Annotated in this window: 23 protein-coding genes and 1 riboswitch; of the genes, 13 read left to right on the forward strand and 10 right to left on the reverse strand. The window is 45.6% G+C overall.

The genetic code is table 11. The annotated features are described in order from the left end of the window. Positions 1-62 precede the first annotated feature (62 nt). The 4 genes from IDJ76_RS13220 to upp form a co-directional block, all read right to left on the reverse strand. Complete coding sequence (locus tag IDJ76_RS13220; RefSeq protein ID WP_191163810.1) at positions 63-587, reverse strand: DinB family protein; 525 nt, start codon at positions 585-587, stop codon at positions 63-65. 4 nt (positions 588-591) lie between these two features. Beyond that, the gene (locus tag IDJ76_RS13225) at positions 592-771 is read right to left on the reverse strand and encodes a type II toxin-antitoxin system HicB family antitoxin (protein ID WP_191163811.1); all 180 of its coding nucleotides are present in this window, start codon (positions 769-771) and stop codon (positions 592-594) included. Further along, the gene (locus tag IDJ76_RS13230; protein WP_191163812.1) at positions 768-1463 is read right to left on the reverse strand and encodes a YjjG family noncanonical pyrimidine nucleotidase; all 696 of its coding nucleotides are present in this window, start codon (positions 1461-1463) and stop codon (positions 768-770) included. Before IDJ76_RS13230 ends, IDJ76_RS13225 begins: the two co-directional genes overlap by 4 nt. Positions 1464-1578: 115 nt before the next feature. Next, positions 1579-2223 (reverse strand): uracil phosphoribosyltransferase, encoded by a 645-nt coding sequence (upp, locus tag IDJ76_RS13235; protein WP_191163813.1) that lies wholly within the window; start codon positions 2221-2223, stop codon positions 1579-1581. 241 nt (positions 2224-2464) lie between these two features. Between upp and uvrB the strand changes: the two genes are divergently transcribed. The 5 genes from uvrB (at position 2465) to IDJ76_RS13260 (ending at position 8346) form a co-directional block, all read left to right on the forward strand. Further along, entirely contained in the window at positions 2465-4492 is a 2028-nt protein-coding gene (uvrB, locus tag IDJ76_RS13240; RefSeq protein WP_191163814.1) for an excinuclease ABC subunit UvrB, read from the forward strand. Positions 4493-4547: 55 nt separating this feature from the next. Continuing rightward, the gene (locus tag IDJ76_RS13245; protein ID WP_191163815.1) at positions 4548-5141 is read left to right on the forward strand and encodes a Uma2 family endonuclease; all 594 of its coding nucleotides are present in this window, start codon (positions 4548-4550) and stop codon (positions 5139-5141) included. A 79-nt stretch (positions 5142-5220) separates the two neighbouring features. Further along, positions 5221-5472, forward strand: a complete 252-nt coding sequence (locus IDJ76_RS13250; protein ID WP_191163816.1) for a DUF4834 domain-containing protein — start codon at positions 5221-5223, stop codon at positions 5470-5472. A 6-nt stretch (positions 5473-5478) separates the two neighbouring features. Further along, a complete protein-coding gene (locus IDJ76_RS13255) occupies positions 5479-5772 on the forward strand; it encodes a hypothetical protein (RefSeq protein WP_191163817.1) in 294 nt (97 codons plus the stop codon). Positions 5773-5859: 87 nt separating this feature from the next. Then, entirely contained in the window at positions 5860-8346 is a 2487-nt protein-coding gene (locus IDJ76_RS13260) for a YfhO family protein (RefSeq protein ID WP_191163818.1), read from the forward strand. A 405-nt stretch (positions 8347-8751) separates the two neighbouring features. On the opposite strand, the gene IDJ76_RS13265 is transcribed toward IDJ76_RS13260, so the two are convergent. Next, complete coding sequence (locus tag IDJ76_RS13265; RefSeq protein ID WP_191163819.1) at positions 8752-9501, reverse strand: glycosyltransferase family 2 protein; 750 nt, start codon at positions 9499-9501, stop codon at positions 8752-8754. Next, positions 9498-10772 (reverse strand): glycosyltransferase family 4 protein, encoded by a 1275-nt coding sequence (locus IDJ76_RS13270; RefSeq protein WP_191163820.1) that lies wholly within the window; start codon positions 10770-10772, stop codon positions 9498-9500. Before IDJ76_RS13270 ends, IDJ76_RS13265 begins: the two co-directional genes overlap by 4 nt. 115 nt (positions 10773-10887) lie before the next feature. Between IDJ76_RS13270 and IDJ76_RS21000 the strand changes: the two genes are divergently transcribed. Genes IDJ76_RS21000 through IDJ76_RS21005 form a run of 3 tightly spaced genes read left to right on the forward strand, consistent with a single transcriptional unit; the run spans position 10888 to position 12320 of the window. Then, positions 10888-11421: a serine acetyltransferase gene (locus IDJ76_RS21000; protein WP_191163821.1), complete on the forward strand. Its 534-nt coding sequence runs from the start codon at positions 10888-10890 to the stop codon at positions 11419-11421. Next, positions 11421-12167: a class I SAM-dependent methyltransferase gene (locus IDJ76_RS13280; protein ID WP_191163822.1), complete on the forward strand. Its 747-nt coding sequence runs from the start codon at positions 11421-11423 to the stop codon at positions 12165-12167. Before IDJ76_RS21000 ends, IDJ76_RS13280 begins: the two co-directional genes overlap by 1 nt. An 18-nt stretch (positions 12168-12185) precedes the next feature. Next, positions 12186-12320: a hypothetical protein gene (locus tag IDJ76_RS21005; RefSeq protein WP_262892223.1), complete on the forward strand. Its 135-nt coding sequence runs from the start codon at positions 12186-12188 to the stop codon at positions 12318-12320. On the opposite strand, the gene IDJ76_RS13285 is transcribed toward IDJ76_RS21005, so the two are convergent. Both IDJ76_RS13285 and IDJ76_RS13290 read right to left on the reverse strand, forming a co-directional pair. Then, positions 12308-13372, reverse strand: coding sequence for a branched-chain amino acid aminotransferase (locus tag IDJ76_RS13285; protein ID WP_191163823.1), 1065 nt, complete (start codon positions 13370-13372; stop codon positions 12308-12310). The two genes, IDJ76_RS21005 and IDJ76_RS13285, sit on opposite strands and share 13 nt — an antisense overlap. A gap of 104 nt (positions 13373-13476) precedes the next feature. Beyond that, positions 13477-14430, reverse strand: coding sequence for a tryptophan 2,3-dioxygenase family protein (locus IDJ76_RS13290; RefSeq protein ID WP_191163824.1), 954 nt, complete (start codon positions 14428-14430; stop codon positions 13477-13479). Between the two features lie 119 nt (positions 14431-14549). Continuing rightward, positions 14550-14614, forward strand: a riboswitch (Fluoride riboswitch). A 28-nt stretch (positions 14615-14642) separates the two neighbouring features. Here IDJ76_RS13290 and IDJ76_RS13295 point away from each other — a divergent pair. From IDJ76_RS13295 to IDJ76_RS13305, 3 genes are all read left to right on the forward strand, one after another. Continuing rightward, a complete protein-coding gene (locus IDJ76_RS13295) occupies positions 14643-15983 on the forward strand; it encodes a voltage-gated chloride channel family protein (RefSeq protein ID WP_191163825.1) in 1341 nt (446 codons plus the stop codon). Positions 15984-16036: 53 nt separating this feature from the next. After that, entirely contained in the window at positions 16037-16510 is a 474-nt protein-coding gene (locus IDJ76_RS13300; RefSeq protein WP_191163826.1) for a universal stress protein, read from the forward strand. Between the two features lie 167 nt (positions 16511-16677). After that, positions 16678-16887 (forward strand): GIY-YIG nuclease family protein, encoded by a 210-nt coding sequence (locus IDJ76_RS13305; RefSeq protein ID WP_224746317.1) that lies wholly within the window; start codon positions 16678-16680, stop codon positions 16885-16887. Positions 16888-17176: 289 nt separating this feature from the next. On the opposite strand, the gene IDJ76_RS13310 is transcribed toward IDJ76_RS13305, so the two are convergent. Then, positions 17177-18466: an HAD-IB family phosphatase gene (locus tag IDJ76_RS13310; protein ID WP_191163827.1), complete on the reverse strand. Its 1290-nt coding sequence runs from the start codon at positions 18464-18466 to the stop codon at positions 17177-17179. 242 nt (positions 18467-18708) lie between these two features. On the opposite strand from IDJ76_RS13310, the gene IDJ76_RS13315 reads away from it, so the two are divergent. Together IDJ76_RS13315 and IDJ76_RS13320 are read left to right on the forward strand one after the other, a co-directional pair. Next, a complete protein-coding gene (locus IDJ76_RS13315) occupies positions 18709-19092 on the forward strand; it encodes a helix-turn-helix domain-containing protein (RefSeq protein WP_224746318.1) in 384 nt (127 codons plus the stop codon). A 7-nt stretch (positions 19093-19099) separates the two neighbouring features. Next, positions 19100-19975, forward strand: coding sequence for an aldo/keto reductase (locus IDJ76_RS13320; RefSeq protein ID WP_191163828.1), 876 nt, complete (start codon positions 19100-19102; stop codon positions 19973-19975). Between the two features lie 34 nt (positions 19976-20009). Here IDJ76_RS13320 and IDJ76_RS13325 read toward each other — a convergent pair whose 3' ends face one another. Further along, a complete protein-coding gene (locus IDJ76_RS13325) occupies positions 20010-20780 on the reverse strand; it encodes an SDR family NAD(P)-dependent oxidoreductase (protein ID WP_191163829.1) in 771 nt (256 codons plus the stop codon). Positions 20781-20784: the final 4 nt, after the last annotated feature.

Raw genomic sequence — 20784 nt, forward strand, 5'->3', positions numbered from 1 at the left:
CAAATATCCTATTATCAAATAATTATACTGTTAAGACTATGTTAAATGTAAAAGGTTACCTACTATACGAATTTTTTTTTAATCCGGTTTAGCTGATCCAGATGATGTTGTAAATGGATGCGAATAAACTTAAACCATTGGTTGGCGTTCAGCATACCCATCCGCGGGTGCTGCCAGCGTGCATTTTTAGGTGCATCGGCCACTAAACCGGCAATAGCTTCTATGCGTTTACGGGTTTTAATAATCAGGTTTTTGGCTTCTTCCTTATCTATCTTTTTAGGGGCCATTTTAGCGGCAACGGATTCGGGCACTTCGGTTTTAAACGGCGGGAAGCTTTGCATCAACAATAAATACCAGCCTGCCAGCGTAACGCCTTTTTTTGTTGGCGGGCAATTGTTGTGGGTGCAGCGTTCCAGGGCGATAGTCGACCCCAGGCTTGCTTTCATAATATGGTCGTAAACCTCGGCATAACTCCAGCCGCCCATGGATGGGGTTTGGGTAAATTGCTCATCGGTAATGGTGTCCAGCCACTCGCGGTAAATATCCAAGGCTTCTTCAATGCTGCGACGCTCGCGGGCTACGTTCATAAAATTAATCTTTTAAACTTTCTAAATACAGTGCGATAGCCTCATTTGCCATATCAACTGCTTCCTCAAGTGTTTCACCCTGAGTAAAACACCCCGGCAACTCAGGGACAGATACGCTAAAGCCGCCCTCGTCTTCTGGTGTTATTACAATTTGATAATTACCCGGTTTTATCAAGAGGCTCATAGCATTAAAGTTAACTCTTTTAAATGGTTTATCTGCGCGGGCACGTCGGCCGGTTTCTCTAAACCCGCCGGGTTAAAATAAATGGCATCCATACCGAAGGACAGGGCGCCGCGCACATCGGCCTCCAGGCTGTCGCCTATCATCAGGCTTTGTTGTTTGGTGGCCCCGGCCAAATCTATAGCGTGCTGAAAAATACGCGGATCGGGTTTATTAACGCCTACCACTTCGGATATGATCACGTTTTGAAAATACGGGGCGAGGTTTGTGCCTGCTACCTTCATCTCGGTAGATTCTTTAAAGCCGTTGGAGATCAAATGAAGGGTGTATTTCCCTTGCAGGTAGGTTAATGTTTCATGCGCATGCGGGAACAAGTTCTTTTTGGTAGGGCCGAGGGCTACGTAAGCATCCTCAAAATCGGCAGGTACCAGGTCGGGGTGTACGCCTAATTGGGTGAAGGTAGTTTTAAAACGCTCCTCGCGCAGTTCGTCCTTCGTGATCTGCCCCAGGTGGTATTTGGCCCAAAGCTCGTGATTGTTTTTGGTGTAGGTTTCGATGAAGATGTCTGCAGACGGTAAGCCCAAATCACTTAATTTGTGGATCCCGTAAAGCTCGTGCAGGGTCTCCTCCGCATTTTTATCAAAATCCCAAATGGTGTGGTCAAGGTCAAAGAAGATATGTTTGTATTGTTTCATTTCGGATCTCGGATGTTCGATTTCGGATTATCGAAAACCACATGGTGTCTCGGCAAATCTAAAATAAACGCGGCTTAACTCCGAAATTAAAAATCCGAAATCCGAAATCCCACCCCTACGCCTTCTCCCCAAACGCCAGATCACCTGCATCACCCAGGCCGGGTACTATATAACTTTTGCTGGTCATTTCTTCGTCTACTGCGCACACCCAAACTTTGGCCTTAGGCAGGTTGGCCCGTACGTGAGCAATCCCTTCCATGCTGGCAATTACGGATACGATATGCAAGTCGGCAATTTTATATTGCGCCATCAACTCTTTACAAACCAGCACCAGGCTTTGGCCGGTGGCCAGCATGGTATCTATCATGATCAATGTTTTACCATCTAAATTAGGGGTGCTGATATGATCTACCTGGATGGTGAAGTTGCCGCTTTTCTTAACCTTGCGGCAGGCGGTCACAAAGGCACTGTCGGATTGATCGAAAAAGTTCATAAAGCCCTGGTGCAGCGGCAACCCGGCGCGCAGGATGGTGGCCAGCACGGGCTGTACATCGGGCAGGTTAATATTGGCAATGCCTAAGGGTGTTGTTACTTCGCTGGCGGTATAGCTAAAACTTTTGCTTACTTCGTAGGCCAATATTTCGCCCAGTCGCTCCTCGTTTTTGCGGAAACGAAACTTATCCTGCTGCGAATTGGCATCGCGCATTTCGGCCAGGAACTGGTTGGCAATACTGTTGGTTTGGTTAAGTACAAAAAGCATGGTTGTGGTTTGTGGTGAGTTGTTATCAGCGGACTAAATATAAGGTTAAAATCTGCAGGCGTAAAATAAATTGTCTTGTCAATCGCCTGCTGACATAGGGCTGTCATCACATCGCATTTACTTTGTATGAACATTGGCAGCAGATATGGGTTATACAAAGGCTTCGCGGTACACTAAAATGTTTAGCAAATCCTGACAGCCTAATCACAAATCTCTTCATACAAATCACTATTTTTGAATAATGGATTTTAAAATAACTTCTCAATACGTTCCTACCGGCGATCAGCCCGAAGCCATCCGCCAGTTGGTTGAGGGTGTCAATAATGGCGATCCTTTCCAAACCCTTTTGGGGGTTACCGGGTCGGGTAAAACGTTTAGCATTGCCAACGTAATTGAGCAAACCCAAAAGCCTACGCTGATACTAAGCCATAACAAAACACTCGCGGCGCAGCTATACGGCGAATTCAAGCAGTTCTTCCCGGATAACGCCGTGAACTACTTTGTATCTTATTACGATTATTACCAGCCCGAGGCGTTCATCCCCTCGTCAAATACCTATATAGAAAAGGACCTGCAAATAAACGAGGAGATAGAAAAACTGCGTTTACGTACCACGTCGGCACTTATGAGCGGCCGCAGGGATGTCATCGTGGTATCGTCCATTTCCTGTATTTACGGTATGGGTAACCCCGAAGATTTTGCCAATTCGGTATTCAAATTCGCGGTAGGTACCCGCATTAGCCGGAATGCCTTTTTACATAGATTGGTAGAAATACTGTATGCCCGTACTACTGCCGATTTCAAACGTGGTACCTTTAGGGTTAAAGGCGATACGGTAGATATTTTCCCGGCGTATATGGATTACGCTTACCGCATTTCCTTCTTCGGCGACGACATTGAGGAATTAAGCACTTTTGATATTACAACCGGCAAAACCATCGAGAAGATGACGCATATGGTGGTTTACCCCGCCAACCTGTATGTCGCCCCGCGCGAGCGTTTCCAGCAATCTGTCTGGGCCATACAAGAAGAACTGGAAAGCCGCAAAAAGCAATTTATAGATGACGGCCGCTTTATTGAAGCTAAACGATTGGAAGAACGGGTAAACTACGATCTGGAGATGATCCGCGAATTGGGTTATTGCAGCGGGATTGAAAATTACTCCCGCTTTTTTGATGGCCGCCAGCCCGGTATGCGCCCTTTCTGCCTGCTGGATTATTTCCCGAACGATTACCTGATGGTGATCGACGAGAGCCACGTTACCGTTCCGCAGATCCGAGCCATGTACGGCGGCGACCGGTCGAGGAAGATCTCGTTAGTTGACTATGGTTTCCGTTTGCCTGCGGCGATGGATAACCGCCCGCTCAACTTCCAGGAGTTTGAGCGTTTGGCCCCGCAAACTATTTATGTAAGCGCAACCCCCGCGGATTTTGAATTGGAAAAATCGGGCGGTGTGGTGGTAGAGCAGGTAATCAGGCCTACGGGTTTGCTTGACCCGCTGATTGACGTGCGCCCGGTGATTAACCAGGTGGATGATTTGCTGGACGAGGTGGATAAAACCATTAAGATGGGCGACCGGATCCTGGTAACCACCCTCACCAAACGCATGGCCGAAGAATTAGCCAAGTACATGGACAGGCTGGGCATTAAGTGCCGCTACATCCATTCGGAGGTGAAGACTTTAGAGCGTGTGGAGATCCTGCGGGGTTTACGTTTAGGCGAATTTGACGTACTGATAGGCATTAACTTGTTGCGTGAGGGGTTGGATCTGCCGGAGGTATCTTTGGTAGCTATCCTGGATGCGGATAAAGAGGGTTTTCTGCGGTCGGAGCGTTCATTGATCCAAACCATTGGCCGTGCCGCCCGTAATGATAGGGGCAGGGTAATTATGTATGCCGATAAAATAACCGATTCGATGCAAATAACGATGGACGAAACCATGCGCCGCCGCGAATTGCAGATGAAATACAATACCGAACATGGTATTACCCCAAGAACGGTGGGTAAAACCAAAGAAGAGATCATGGAGCAAACCTCAGTGGTCGACTTTAAAGGTGGGGTGCAGAAGGCCTATGTCGAGGCGGATACGATATCAATGGCCGCCGACCCGATAGTGCAGTATATGACCAAGCCCGATTTGAAAAAATCTATTGATAATACCCGTAAAGACATGGTTGCCGCTGCCAAGAACATGGATTTCTTGCTGGCTGCTAAACTGCGTGACGAAATGTTTGCGCTGGAAAAAATGATGGAGGAGAAATTCTCATAAATAGATGTGCAGATTTCAAATATGCGGATGTGCAGATAATTTTTAAATTTGAGTGATGGAAGTGATGCAACTTGCAGATCTTGATCTAAATAAAACTTATAGTTATGCCGATTACCTGAAATGGACATTTGAGGAGCGGCTGGAGTTGATAAAGGGTAAGATCTTTGAAATTATACCCGCTCCGGCATCTAAGCATCAAATGATCTCAATGGTTTTATCCGGAGAACTTTATATTTTTTTTAAAGGGAAGAATTGCAAAGCTTATGCGGCACCTTTTGATGTTAGGCTGCCACGCAAGCGTGATGACGGGGATAAAGAAATATTTACCGTTGTGCAGCCGGATGTTTGCGTGATATGTGACCTTTCTAAATTAGATAAACGGGGTTGTATTGGCGCACCCGATATAGTGGTTGAAATACTTTCTCCCGGTAATAATCAAACGGAGTTGCGCAATAAGTATGAAGTTTATGAAGAGTCGGGCGTGTTGGAGTATTGGATCATATCCCCGCAGGATAAAACTTTTTTAAAGTATACTTTAGTGAACGGCATTTACCAGGCATCAAGGCCGCTGGTAGTGGGTGATACAATTACCACCGTTATATTGCCCGGATTTGAGTTGAAGTTAGAAACGGTTTTTGCCGGGGTTTGATCTGTTTGAAAATCACCGCTATATAAATCGAAACCTTTTTTACGTTATAATCTTATATTTGTAAGCTAATTCTAAACAGATGATACTCATACGTTTTCTAATTATATCTATTTGTATTTTATATATCCTGCGCAGCCTGGTACGTATTTTCCTGCCTATGCTGTTTAATAATGTGATTAACAAAGCACAGGAGCAAGCGCGCCAGCAGCAAAATTATCAGCAGCAACCCCGCCCGGATGGCCGTGTTAAGGTTGACCATATCCCTCAGGGTAAAAAAGGCGCAGTGCCCGATACGGAAGGTGAATTTGTTGATTACGAAGAAATAAAATAAACGGCAATGCTACCCGAAGGGCTCTATAAACGCAGGAAACATCATACTACCCCGCCAACGGTGTTGCTGATTTTCACCAACATGATAGTTGCGGCTGTGCTGATCCAGCTGTTTACCGGCTGCACCGGCATTAATAACTTTTTTTGGGCAGCTATAGTGTTATTGGGTGTTTATAACGTGTACGAGATCCGCCGCAACCCCGACGAGTACAGCAAGCTCAACATCGGCCTTTACGTAGTGAGCATTATTTTTATGATAGGCCTGTTCTTTTACTTTAGCAACCAGCCCCATAATTGCTGATCAATATCTTATAAAACTTATCGTTCCTATTATCATTCAATTTTCTATTTTTGGTGATTACAAATTATTATCCCTTAAAAGATTTAAATGAATAACTGGTTTAAACGTAATGGCACGCACATAGCTGTTGTTGCACTTTTTTTAGCTATCTGCTTTTTATACCTTACGCCCGCCTTTCAGGGTAAAACGTTGGGCCAAAGTGACGTTATCGGCGCACAGTCTACCCAAAAAGAGGTTATGGATTACCGCGCTAAAGACACCACTATCCTATGGACTAACCAAATCTTCAGCGGGATGCCTACCTTCCAGATTTGGGCACCGTACCCAAGCAACATCGCATCGCATGTGGTGTCGGCAATAAAAGCAACCTTCCCTAACCCGGTAGATACGGTGCTGATCTTGCTGTTAGGTACTTATTTCTTATTCATCGTTTTAAAACTCAATCCCTGGCTTGCAGCAGCGGGCGCGATAGCTTTCACTTTCTCTACTTACAATATTATCCTGCTGGTAGCGGGGCACTCCAACCAGGCCTTTGCTATTGCATTTTTCGCGCCGTTACTGGCCAGTATCATCATGACGCTTCGCGGGCAGTACTACCTGGGTGGTGCTTTAACCGCATTCTTTTTGGCAATGGAGATCCGCGCTAACCACGTGCAGATGACCTATTACCTGATGTTTGCTATCGTTATTTTGATAGCAATTGAATTATACCACGCAGTTAAGGCAAAGGCTACCGCTGGCTTTGTAAGGTCTATTGGCTTTTTAGCGGTTGCAACATTGCTGGCCCTGTCAGTAAATGCTTCGTTACTGTGGAGTACTTACGATTACGGTACCGAAACTATCCGCGGTAAATCAAACCTCATTAAAAATACCAAAGAGCCAAACAATGGTTTAGATAGGGACTATGCTTACCAATACAGCCAGGGCGTTGCAGAAAGTTTTACCTTTTTAGTGCCTAATGCAGCAGGTGGTGGCTCCGGTTTAGATAATATTGACGAAAACTCTGAATTTGTAAAGGTATTTGCCTCAAAGGGCATCCCGCAAGAGCAGATCGGTAACGCCATCAGCCAAATCTCGCGCTTCCCGGGCTATTCTATGTATTGGGGCCCTAAACGCCCGTCTACCTTCGGCCCGTATTATTTTGGTGCCGCCATTTGTTTCCTTTTTATATTAGGATTATTGGTGGTACGCAGCCGCTTAAAATGGTGGTTGTTGGGCACTGTTATCTTAACTATGCTGCTATCCTTCGGGGGTAATTTCCCGTTCTTGTCAGATCTTTTCTTTAACTACTTTCCGTTATACAACAAGTTCCGCGCGGTCGAGTCGGTATTGGCAGTGACGGGGCTTTGCTTCCCATTGCTGGCGTTATTGGCTATCAAAGAATTTATCGATAACCCGGATAAGGCCGACCTTTTCAAAAAACTGAAAATTGCAGGTTATATCACAGGCGTATTATTGATCGTGCTGATCGCGATGCCAGAATTACTATTAAGCTTTAAACCTTTCGACCAGGTGGAGGCCATCAAAACTTTAGCACAAGCTTTAAATAATGATACCGCTACTGCAAGTGCCGCGGCGAATGCCTTAGTGCGCGACCGTACCGCCCTGGAGCGTAACGATGCCATCCGCTCGCTTATATTTGTGGTGATAGCCTTTGGCTTGCTTTGGGCATTTGTTAAACAAAAGATCAATGTAACCATTATGTCGGTTAGCTTTTTAGCCTTGATGTTGGTGGATATGTGGCAGGTAGATAAACGCTATTTAAAGGAAACCAATTTTCAGGATAAGGTAGAAACCGCACAGGCTATCCAACCACGCGAGGTCGACAACTTTATTATGAAGGATAAAGATCCCGATTTCCGGGTATTTGATGCCAGCGATGTAAATGGTATCAAGCAGGATACTTATAACCCGTTCTTCCATAAATCTATCGGCGGCTATTCTGCAGCGCGTTTAAAACGTTATGAAGAATTATTAGACAACCAGTTCAGCAAGAGCATCAACGAGGATGTTTTAGATATGCTGAACGCCAAATATATTATCACTACCGACCCAAAAACCGGCCAGGCAAGTATGCGCGCCAACAGCACAGCCTGTGGCCATGCGTGGTTTGTAAAAAGCGTTAAGTATGTAGAGAATGCCGATGAAGAGATGCAGGCGATCAGCAGCTTTTCGCCAAAGGATGAAGCGATGATAGATAAGAGCTACAAGCCGGTGGTGGAAGCCAAAGCAGTAGGCGTAGACCCTAATGGTACCATTAAACTGTTAAGCTACAATCCTGATCATTTAGTTTATCAAAGTAGTTCGTCTGCTAACCAGGTGGCGGTATTCTCTGAAATTTACTACAAAAAAGGGTGGAAGATGACCATCGACGGAGTTGAGCAGCCTTATTACCGTGCAGATTACCTGTTGCGTGCAGCGACTATCCCATTGGGTAATCACACTATTAAGTTTGACTTCCACCCGGCATCGTACTACACCGGCGAGGGTATTTCAATGGCTGGCTCGATATTGCTGGTACTGGCTTTAGGCGGTGCGGCATTTATGGAAACCAAAAAGAAAAAGGTGGAGTAAGCTTTTTAAATACTTTAATATTGAATAGCGATGGGTTCATTCCATCGCTATTTTTGTATAGGGGAAGTTTTATAATCATGTCTTTGCGAGCGATAGCGCGGCAATCTTAGCCGACAAGCGGATATGCTAAGATTGCCACATCGCTGCGCTCTTCGCAATGACACCATTTTAATCATCAGCGTGTCCTTGCGAGCGATAGCGCGGCAATCTCAGCTGACACGCGGATATGCTAAGATTGCCACATCGCTGCGCTCTTCGCAATAACACCATTTTAATCACCAGCATGTCCTTGCGAGCGGTAGCGCGGCAATCTCATAGGACAAGCGGATATGCTAAGATTGCCACATCGCTGCGCTCTTCGCAATGACACGCCTTAGGAATATTGCTTATATCCAATGCACCACACTAATCATTCGTCCTTTTGTTCTTTAACCAATACCAGCCTAAATTAAAGGCGATAACAACTTGGTTAAGTACGGTAGGTACCAATCCGTAATGCCGTTTCATAATATCAAACCGCTCCAGCAGGCTTTGTTTGTGTTTAGATTTAGACATGCCGCCCACCAGGTATCTGGCTACATAACCCTCCACTTTTACAATCTTTTTTGCTTTTTTAGCTGCGCGGATGATCCAGTCGATATCGGCACTGAGCTGGTATTTTGGGTCGTATGAGTTGGCCAGTGAGCGTTTGATATAAATAGCCTGGTGGCTTATACTCATGCCATATTTAAAACTGCGCCAGGTAAAATTGTCCGGTGCCTTGTGCCGCCGCTGACCAAGGCTTTGCAGCCGATCATCGATCATTTCTGTTTCGCCGTAGTATATATCCGCATCATCTGCAGTAGCGAAAACCTTTACCACGGTATCCTCCGCATAAAACTCATCACCCGAGTTCATGAAGATCACATAATCGCCGGTAGCCAGCGCGAGGCCTTTGTTCATGGCATCGTAAATACCCTTATCTTTTTCGCTTACTAATTTGGCAATGCGGCTTTCGTAGCGTTTGATAATCTCTAATGTACCATCGGTAGATGCGCCATCTATAACGATGTACTCTATCTGCCCATAAGTTTGGTTGAATACCGAGCGCATGGTACGCTCAACATCCCGTGAATTGTTATAAACTATGGTGATTACAGATAGGGTAGGCTTCATACTCCGCCCTCCTTTAATATCGAATTGTAAAGGCTAATATATTGCCTAGCCACTTTGGTGTTATTAAACTCCCGCAAAACTTTATCGCGGCCCGCAATAGCAAACTCATCAGTTGCGAGGTTTAATAATTCGTTTAATCCGGCAGCCAGGTCAGCAGGCGATTTAAACTCTGCCAGATAACCATTTTGCTGATGGTCTATCAGATCTGGGATTCCGCCCGTATTAAACGCAACACAGGGCGTACCGCAGGCCATGGCTTCCATAATGGTGTTGGGCAGGTTGTCTTCTATTGACGGACTCACATAAACATCTGCCAGGCTATAGATCTCGGCCAGATCGGCAGGTTGGCTAATAATATTTAATTGCTGCACCGGAAAAGGCAGGGTGGTTATATCAAAGTGCTTGTTCTTCCCAAAGATCACGATCTCTACAGCTACATCCTGCGGATAATTGTTTTTCAGGTGATGTAACGCCTCTACCAAATAAGTAATGCCTTTGCGCCTATCGTTAATATTGGCCGCCCCAAACAGGATGATCTTCGCTGACGGGTTTACACCCCATTTAGTACGCGCTGCGGCCTTAACTTTAGGCGAGAATAGTTCGGTATCTATCGGGTTGGGGATAGCCCGGATGCTGGCATGTTTCAGTAAAGAACTTGTTTGGGCCACTTGGCCCAGCCAATTGCTGCAGGTTACAAAGCTGATGTTTTTAGCGGCGGTGTACATATCCATTTTGCGTAACCACCCCCTATGCGATGTATCGTCAGCATCCGGCTTGCGCAGAAAATAACAATCGCCGCACTGGTGCAAAAAATGATCACAGTCCCCTGCGTAATGGCAGCCACCGGTAAAGGCCCACATATCATGCAGCGTCCAAACAATAGGTTTGTTCAGGGCAAATAATTTCTTCAAATCTCCGATAGACAGGAAACCCGAGTTGGTCCAGTGCAGGTGTAAAATATCCGCTTCCTGTATCACCTGGTCCTGGCTGATATCTGTGCCGGCATTAGCGGTAGAGAAGGCAAACCGTACCGATTTATCCCGTTCCTGAAAGGCTATAAAAGGCAGCCGCTCATAAAAAAAGTTAAATTTTGAGCGGGCTTTGTCGAGAGCCGTTTTTTCGATTGTGTAAACAAGCCGCTCGTTGCGCTTTTTATGTTGCACTACCATGGTAACATCTACCTGCTGCAATTGTAATGCTTTTAGCAGGCGCATGCAGGCCTCGGGCGCGCCGCCGCCGGCATCAGATGTGTTTATGAGGGCAACCTTCATTCCGGATCAGATCATTTATCGTAGCAAGTATAATGATACTAAAATTAAAAATTTTACTTTTGGATACTTCATCAGCAGCAATCAGGAAGTTAAACGCTAAAGCCGTATCAATCAAATGAATTTTTTTGCCTACATCTTCCAGGATTGGAAAGCCAACAGCGGTAATGTAAAGGCGCGGCTGATACTGGTTATGTTTAGGCTGGTTAATGCCATTAACAAATACATGCTGCTCAAGGTGCTGTTTTTTTGGTACCTCATTATCTACCGGTTTTTTGTAGAATGGGTATTGGGCGTAGAATTGCCCCGTAAATTAACCGTGGGCAAAAACCTGGTATTTTACCATGGACAGGGGTTGGTAGTGAACTTTAAAACCGTTATCGGCGATAATTGCACCCTGCGAAACGGCGTAACCATTGGTCATAAAAAGTTAGCTGATGGCAGTTTGAGCGCATGCCCGGTGATTGGTAACCAGGTAGACATTGGTGCCAATGTGTGCATTATAGGCGATATAACTATTGGCGATAACGTAACCATTGGCGCGGGTGCCGTAGTCGTAAAAAGCATCCCGGCAAACAGTGTGGCCGTTGGTAACCCTGCAAGGGTTTTAGAAAATAAAGTAGAAGCGGTAACCCGTATTGAAAATATTTAATGGAGAATAATTTAACCGACCGGGCCTTTTGGAAAGCCTTTTGGGAATCGAGAAAAGGGCTGATATTTAAAATAAAACCTACTTATGTATTCGGCGATATATTGGCCGGCATTATTAAGGAAAAGGGAATAAAAACCGCTGTTGAGCTGGGAGGGTTCCCGGGATATTATGCTATTTACCTCAAGAAATATCAGCACCTGAAAACTACCCTGCTCGATTATTTTATCCACCCCGGTTTGGTGAATGAGCTGCTGGCGGCTAACGACCTGCAGCCCGGCGATATCGGTATCATCGAGGCCGATCTGTTCACTTACGTCCCCGCCGAAAAATTCGACCTGGTGCTATCGTTCGGGTTGATCGAACATTTTAACGATACCAAATTCATCATTAACGAACACCTTAAGTTTTTAAAACCCGGCGGTACGCTTTTTATTACCCTGCCTAACTTTAAAAGCGTGAACGGCTGGGTGCAAAAGAATTTTGATAAAGAGAATTACGATAAGCATAACATCGGCAGCATGGATCTTGCCCTACTCAATAACGCCTGTAACGACCTCGGGTTAAAAGATGTTGAAGCCTACTATCACTTTAAATTCTCCGTTTGGCTGGAGAATAAATCGGCACAATCCGGTTTCGCTAAAGCACTGGTAAAAGCTATTTGGGTAGCTGGTAAGGTATTTACCAAATTGGTACCTGTCGAGAGCAAGGCCTTATCGCCCTACATTGTTGTAAAGGCAACATTGTAGGGCACCTTTCCGTTTGTATTGTCATTTCGAACGAGCGACAGCGAGGAGAAATCTTCTGAAAGCTACAGGCAAACCTACATGGATGCTATGCAGATTGCAGAAGATTTCTCTCTATCGTTCGAAATATCAAATTCAAAAATTTACACCATGTAATTCCAACCGTGGGTGTCTTCGCTGCGGCCGTATTTAATATCATCTAAGGTGGTTAATACCTTTTTAGAGAACTCGCGGGTGGCAGGGTCGCTCAAAAAGTATTCTTCACTATCGTAGCTGATAGATGCTACCGAAGCGATGGTTGCTGCAGTACCGGCACCAAAGGCATCAGTTAACTTACCATTTTTAGCACCCTCTACCAGTTCGGCAACAGAAACCTTGCGCTCTTCTACCGGGATGCCCCAATCTTTCGCTAAGGCAATAACCGTATCGCGGGTTACACCGTCAAGGATGGTGTCTTTAGCTTCTGCAGTGACCAATACACCATCAAGCAGGAACATCGCATTAGCAGCGCCCATTTCTTCAATGTATTTATGTTCTTTAGCATCCGTCCATATCAGTTGGTCAAAACCTTCTTCGGCAGCTTTACGGGCAGGCAGCATAGATGCGCCGTAGTTACCGGCAGCCTTTGCATATCCCATACCGCCTTCGGCAGCGCGGGTGTAGTGGGTTTCAACTTTAACACGCAGTGGTTTTGAAAAGTACGGGCCAACGGGGCCTATCAGCACCATATATTTATAAGTAGCCGATGGCGTTACCCCCAAATATGGGTCGGTAGCGAACATGAACGGGCGGATATACAAAGCATGGTTGGCCTTGCCGGGGATCCATTCGCGGTCAATATCAACTAAAGCGGCAATAGTTTGCACAAAAAGCTCTTCGGGCAGTTGTGGCATGCACAGCCTGTCGGCCGATTTATTAAAACGGATGGCATTCTTATCCGGGCGGAAGATAGAAACCTTACCGTCGGCATGTTTGTAGGCTTTAATGCCCTCAAAAAATGATTGCCCGTAATGCAGTGCAGAAATGGCGGGGCTTAAAGAGATTGGACCATAAGGCAAGATCTCAAAATTCTTCCATTCGCCGTCGGCGTAATCCGCCATAAACATATGGTCGGCAAAAACTTTACCGAAGGGCAGGTTGCTAAAATCCGTTTCGGCCAGGCGCGAAGCAGCTATTTTGGTTATTTTAATGTCCAGTGTATCGGTCATGGCAGTGTGATTATAATTCCGAAAAAGGCAAGGTAGGAATTTTTGGATTACTTCACAATACTATGCATGCATAATGAATTGATCTGTGAAAACTACATAGCAAACTAAAGCCCGCTAACCGCCTTATCCACCCAGGCCTTACCCCAGTTTGCCAACTCATCGGCACTCCATAAAGTAGGGTAAAAAATACGGCGCTGAAAGCGCGGAGGCAGGTACTTTTGCCAGTTAGTGCCGCCGGTAGCCTTAATTTCTTCGGGCTCGCGCTGCAGGTAGCGCACGGCCGATTTATAATGCGACAGTGGCCAGTTCACGTTAACATTCACATCCAGCTGGCGCAGTTGCTCTTCCAGTTCTGGAATGCTTTCCCCATTATTTTTGAATAGCTGTAATAAACTGTTAAAGTTGGTATCGCTCACGGATCTGCCCAGTTCGATAAACGTTTTAGCATACTTTTTCTCGAACTGTTTTAGCGTCAATGTTTTTTTACCGGTTGATAATTCCGTCGCGCCAAACTTCCAGTAAATGTGCTCGAATTGTTCTTCAATAGGGGCGTTGGCCATTAGCCCGCGCTCATCTGCTGCTACCAGGTTGATAAAATCAGTAGCGTAGATCTCGATCATTCGGTACTGGCCGCTTTGGAACCCACTGGCCGGCAATAGCGACATCCTGAATTGCAGGAACTGCTCCTTTTCCATCCCATCTACCATGATCTCGAACGATTGGGTAAGGGCCTCAAAATAACGGTTGATGCGTTTTAAGCGTGCAGTAAAAAAAGTAGTAGTCAGGTTTTCGTGCCCGGCTATTTGTTTGCACTCATGTAACGATAACTTAAAATATAGCTCCGTTATCTGGTGGTACATGATAAAGATCTCCTCATCCGGGAAGGGCGTTTTGGGGCTCTGTAGACTTAGCAGCGTATCCAGGTGAATATAATCCCAGTATGTTAAAAAATCGGCATGCAGCAGGCCATCCAGGTAGGAGGTCATATCCTGGCCCATAGCATTGTATTTTTCCTGCAACAGGTTAAGCCTTTTTTCTATCTCGGGAGTGATGCTCATGGGGTAAAGATAGGTACGGATGTCGGATTTCGGACGGTCAATTTCGGATTTGGTAAGAGCACCGGTCAAATAATTCCGAAATGTCAAATCCGAAATCCGAAATAAACAATACATTTGCATATACACAAGGCAATGGTGTTCTGCCTATTTGAACCGCTGCAAAGCTGATGACGCCTACCCAAATAAGTTGTTTATTTATTTGCATGTAGGTTATGTTAAAAAAAATCCTTTCCAATCCATTCGCGCTTTTAAAATATATTATCCGCTGGGTGGTCATCATCATTCCAGTTGGGTTTGCCATTGGCAGCATGGTGGCCTTTTTTCTATGGTTGCTCAACTGGGCTATCCATTTCAGGTTTGCGCATACCTGGCTACTGTATCTATTGCCGGTTGCCGGTGTGGTTATCCACCTGCTTTATAAATGGTACGGGCAATCTGCCGAGCGGGGCAATAACCTCATTATCGACGAGATCCATCAGCCCGGGCTGGGGGTACCCAAAAGGATGGCACCGCTTATCCTCGTCACTACGGTGATTACGCATTTGTTTGGCGGCTCGGCGGGGCGAGAGGGCACGGCGGTGCAAATTGGCGGTAGTTTGGCCAACCTGTTTGGCGGCTGGTTTAAATTGAACCAGGCCGATACCAAAACTATACTTACCGCAGGTGTGGCGGCGGGCTTTGGTGCGGTGTTCGGTACGCCCTTAACAGGTGCAATTTTTGCTCTGGAGGTGATCGCTATCGGCAAATTGCAATACAATGCTATATTGCCAGCGCTACTGGCCGGTTTTGTGGGCGATGTTACGGTTTCGCTTTGGCACATTAAACATACCCCTTATCATATCGATTTGGTAGATACCACCCAGGTGATTTACGGGCACCAGTTGCCGATTAGTTTGCTATTGCTGCTTAAGATCTTGTTCGCATCAGCTTTGTTCGGGCTGGCCAGTATGGCATTTGAAAAGGCTATCCACCTGGTCAAAAGCTTTTCGTTGCGGTGGATCAAGGTTACCTGGCTCATTCCGGTTTTTGGCGGCATCGCCATCATTGGATTAACTTACCTTTTGGGTAAACCCGACTATCTGAGCCTGGGTGTAGATGCCGAATATCCCGGCGCGGTAACGATAGTCTCTTCCTTTCAACACGGCGGTGCCGATGAGCTGAGCTGGTTGTGGAAGATCATTTATACAGGCATCACCTTGGGCACCGGCTTTAAAGGCGGCGAGGTTACCCCGCTGTTTTATGTAGGTGCTACACTGGGCAATACCCTGGCCGATCTGCTGAATGCCCCCGTTAGCTTATTTGCCGCTTTAGGCTTTATTGCCGTTTTTGCAGGGGCAACCAATACGCCAATAGCCTGCACCATTATGGGGATCGAACTGTTTGGCGGCCAGTATGCTTTGTTCTTCGCGATAGCATGTTTTATAGCTTACCTGTTCAGCGGCGAGGGTGGCATTTACAGCGCGCAGCAAGCGGCGACCAAAAAAATGAATGAAAATAAACTCCATAGGCATTACCTACGCCGCATGTTTGCCAAGTATAAGCTGAAACGATAAAAACATATCCGTATAAATTTGTTATAACAGGTATAAACCAAACCGTTACAATCATGAAAATTAGCAAGATACTGATAGGGATAGACGACAGCAAGTTTGCCGAATACGCGGCATCCTATGGCTTCGATATAGCTAAAACCTTTAATGCGCACGTCGGGCTGGTGCATATTGTTGAACCAAGCGTAGCCCCGGCAACCACTACCGATACCATTATGGGCATGCCCATGCAGGATCTGGGTGTAAACCAGCTCGAAATAATGGATATACAGAACCATGCCGGTGAAAACATAATTGAGCGCACGATAAAAAACTATGCAGGCGATTTAGAAGTAACGCATTTTAACGAGTTTGGATCGACCGCGGATGGGATCTTGAGCTGTGCAAAAGAATTTAACGCCGACCTGATTGTGATAGGTACCCACAGCCGCAGCGGGATAGACCGCCTGCTAATGGGCAGTGTTGCAGAAAGCGTTATCCGTCACAGCGAAGTGCCGGTATTGGTGGTACCGATGCTGGAAAAGGAGTAGGGCAAATTGATTGTCATTGCGAACCATGGCTGGGTGGAGGCCTGCGCGGTGAAGCAATCTCTTTGAGAAGATCCCTTTTGCCGGGTGAATTATCCTAATGGTAAATACAGTTAGACAGAATGTTTATAGTTGATGGAAGCAAAATCATCCCGATATTATCCAATTAAATGGAGTTGCACCAATACTACGTTTACATCATCAGCAATAAGATAAACACTACATTGTACATTGGTGTAACGAATGATATTGTAACACGTATCTGGGAGCATAAAAATAAGATTTACAGAGGCTTTTCTTCAAAGTACGAATGTAATAAATTGGTATATTACGAGGAGTTTCAGTGGATCGAGGATGCGATTGCAGAGAAAAGCAGTTGAAAGGTGGTTCAAGGCAAAAGAAGATCAACTTGATCTTAAAGGATAATCATACATGGCAAGACCTAAGCGAAAGCTGGTACGGTTAACATAAAAGACGGTTCTGTTTTCTGTTGTCATCACGAACAGGATTGTTAGTGCACCCACGCGATGAAGAAATCCTTTAAGCTAATTTATAAACAATTATATAACTGTCCTAAAGAGATTGCTTTGCCCGCACTGTTAGCCCGCGACCCAGGCTCGCAATGACAAATTGGTTTGTTTTCGCTGTAAGATAACCTCGTAATACTGCCTAATACAACAACCTAAACTTTATCGTTTGTTCAATTGCTTTTAACTCGTTCAGTACCTCGGTATCGTAACCAGTGTTCACATCGGTGATCACGTAACCTATTTGCGGGTTGGTCACCAAAAACTCGCCCACGATGTTGATATTATGGCGGGCAAAAACCTCGTTGATCTTGGCCAGTATGCCCGGTACGTTCTTATGGATATGGATGAGCCGGTGCGCGTTATTATTGCGCGGCGGCTGCAGATCGGGGAAGTTGCAGCTCATATGGGTGCGGCCCTCGTTCATAAAGGCCATTACCCTGCGGGGAATAAAATCATTATTGCGTGGGTTTTGTTTGGGATCGTCAAATATGATAATACCCTTTTCGCAGGCGGCCTCGGCAAGTTTGCGGCCTGTTTTACCAAAGCAGCCTATCACCTTTAAACGACCGGCGTTAAGCAATTGCCCGGGCGTGGGCTGGTGCGCTTCGTCGCAAAACAATACGCCTGCCTCTTGAATGTATTTTTCTTCAATGGCATCCTGATGGCGGATGTTGTAACCCTCGCGTTTCATTTGCGCCAGAGCCTCATCGTCGATATTACCTACTGCCAAACATTTAATGCGGTTTTTTGGGTAGGAGATTGCCCGGGGCAGTTTGTTGATGTACAAAAACTCGTCGAAACTGGGGGTAATATGATCGGCACGCTCGGTGACAGATTTCCGTTCGATATTCTCCGTAAAGGCAAAAAAGCGTTTGATCATACCCGATTCCTTCAGCTGGAAATCAGAATAACCATCGCCAATGCCAAAGATCTCGCCGGGCAGGTTCAGTTCCTTTAATAATTTGACTTTGCCGCCCTCCTGCGATAGCGGGTTCTCTTTATCGTAACCGGTGATGTTGCCATCTTCGTCAAAAATGAAGGTGTTGGCGTAAATATTTTCTTTTTTGATATGGTACTCGGTTACCACTGGGGTAATAAATTCTTTGAATCCGCCCGATACGATCAGCACCTCGTCCTGGTGGTTTTTAAAGAACATGGTATTACGTGAAAATGACGTAGACACCTTTTTCTTTAAATGGGTGATGAGTTGTTTCAGATGGTCGCGGTTGGCGCACAGCAATTTTACACGTGCCTGCAGGCTTTCGGTAAAGGAGAGCCGCCCTTCCATCGAAGCGTTGGTCAAATCTTCAATCTGTTTGTAGATGGCCTCCCTGTCGGGGTGGTTCTTTAACGAGATCCGGGCCAGTTCATCTAAAGCCTCAACCTGTGTAAACGTGCTATCGAAATCTATTATAAAATACTGATCCATGTAAAGGGGCGTAACTGATGCTGTGCAAATGTGCAAAAATTGGTTGAGGTGTCAAGGTAAAGATTATTAACAAGCGGTTATGTTTATGCACAGGGGGGAGCCGGTATTAGGGATTTGCAGCGAAAGCGCCTGGTGTAGGCAATGAAATCGCTATGTGCTTATTATTGTATATAACAACTTGATTCTTCACCATTTTCTGTTGATGTTCTTAAGTACTTTTGTAATAAAGCAAGTAGAAAATAATGGTTAAGCTACCTGATGTTTATATTTCCCGTAAAGCGGAGATCGTCGCCCGTTTCAAGCAGGTTTTGGAAAGCCACATGGACGACTTCATGGCCGGGCGCATCAACAAAATGTATGAGCTAAAGGATATAGCAGATATCATTTGCCTTCATCCCGTTCATCTGAGTAAGGTGATTAAATTGGAAACAGGCTATCATGCCTGTTACTTTTATGAGCAGAGAATCTTACTGGAAGCAAAAAAATTGCTTGCCGACAGCACTTTACCCATCGGAACGATTGCCCGCATGCTGGATTATGATGTTTCAAACTTCACCAAATTCTTTAAAAGGTTCATGGGGATGACACCATCTTTATACAGGAAGGCATTAGAGATCACCACTTAATTTAAATATGAAAAATAAAGAAATCATTATCGGGGCTAATACTGCCAACCCTTTAACCGCTCGTAAACCAGGGTACGGAACAATGCGCTTGACAGGTGAGGGTTTCTTTGGAGAACCAAAGGATCGCGATGGTGCCATTGCACTTTTAAGAAAAGCAGTAGAAATGGGTGTTAACTTTTTTGACACTGCCGATTTTTATGGGCCCGGAGTAACCAATAGGTTATTAGCTGAAGCGTTATATCCTTATCCTGCCGATATTATTATTGCTACCAAGGTTGGAGCAAAACGGGGGACTGACAAAAGCTGGCTGCCCTACGGAAAACCTGATGAACTGAGATTGAGTGTAGAAAACAACCTCTTGGAACTAAAAATGGAGCAACTTGCTTTGGTGCATTATGGTAAAGCAGGCGGCAGTTTACACGAATATGAAGAAGGTTTAGAAACTTTGCTTGCACTGCAAAAAGAGGGAAAAATATTGCATATCGGGCTTAGTAACGCAACTGTTGAGCAATTTAATACCGCGATTAAAGCGGGTAAAGTTGCCAGCGTGGAGAATATGTATAGCTATACGCAGCGGATCACGGATCCGGATAGTCCTTACGGATTTCAGGGAGGTGAGTTACTGCCTTTGTGCGAGGAAAATCAGATCCCTTTTATTCCTTTCTTCTCATTACAAACATCATTACCGAATGAACAAAACAAGATGAAAGACTTAGCAGAAACCAGAGGCGTAACTATTGCACAACTCAACATTGCCTGGCTGCTTCATCGGTCTGCATGGATACTGCCAATTCCCGGCACCACATCCATGCAGCATCTGGAAGAAAATATAAATGCAGCTGACATTTCACTTTCAGAAGATGAGTTAACCTTTTTAGGTTAGTTCAGCCGCGGTGCGGTGGAAACACCGCACCGCCTCATTTTACCCCGGTAGGCAATATGCTTACAGATGTCCACCCGCCATCTACAATGATGGTTTGCCCGGTAATATGCCTTGCCTGGTCAGATACCAGGAACAGTGCCGTGTGGGCAATATCGGTTACATAGGCGGGCCGGCCCATCGGGGTAATTGCCGACCATTCTTTTTCATAATCGGCTTCTTTTGTTGTCCGTTCTGTTAAGGTTGCGCCGGGTGCTACGGTGTTCACGGTTATTTTATACGGCGATAATTCTATCACCAGGTTTTTCGCCAGCATCTCTAACGCCGCCTTAGTCATGGCATAGGCAGCTAAGTCTTTCACTGCCTGGTGCCCAACTACAGACGAGGTAAATAAAATAGCGCCGCCTTCATTTTGTTGTTTCATTTGCAGGGCAGCAGCCTGTGCCAAAAAGAAAGAACCACCCAGGTTGAGGCCCATTACCTTATCAAACGATTCTTTGGTGAATGTTAAAAAATCGCCGAAGAGCGTAATGCCCGCATTTGCGATCACAATATCTAAACTGTGGTACAGTTTCACGGTATTGGCTACCATATTGTTGATGAAATCCACATCGCTCGAATCGCCGGGCATGGACAGGCACTTGCCGTCGTATTGCTGATTAATGATTGCCGCGGCATTATCTGCCAGTTTTTGGTCAACATCGTTCAGCACTACTATTGTACCTTTTTCTGCCAGCATCCGGCAGATCTCGAACCCGATGCCTTGCCCCGCCCCGGTTACTATCGCTACTTTACCTTTAAAAATCATTTTA

It is taken from the genome of Mucilaginibacter glaciei (assembly GCF_014773245.1).
Lineage (GTDB): Bacteria > Bacteroidota > Bacteroidia > Sphingobacteriales > Sphingobacteriaceae > Mucilaginibacter > Mucilaginibacter glaciei.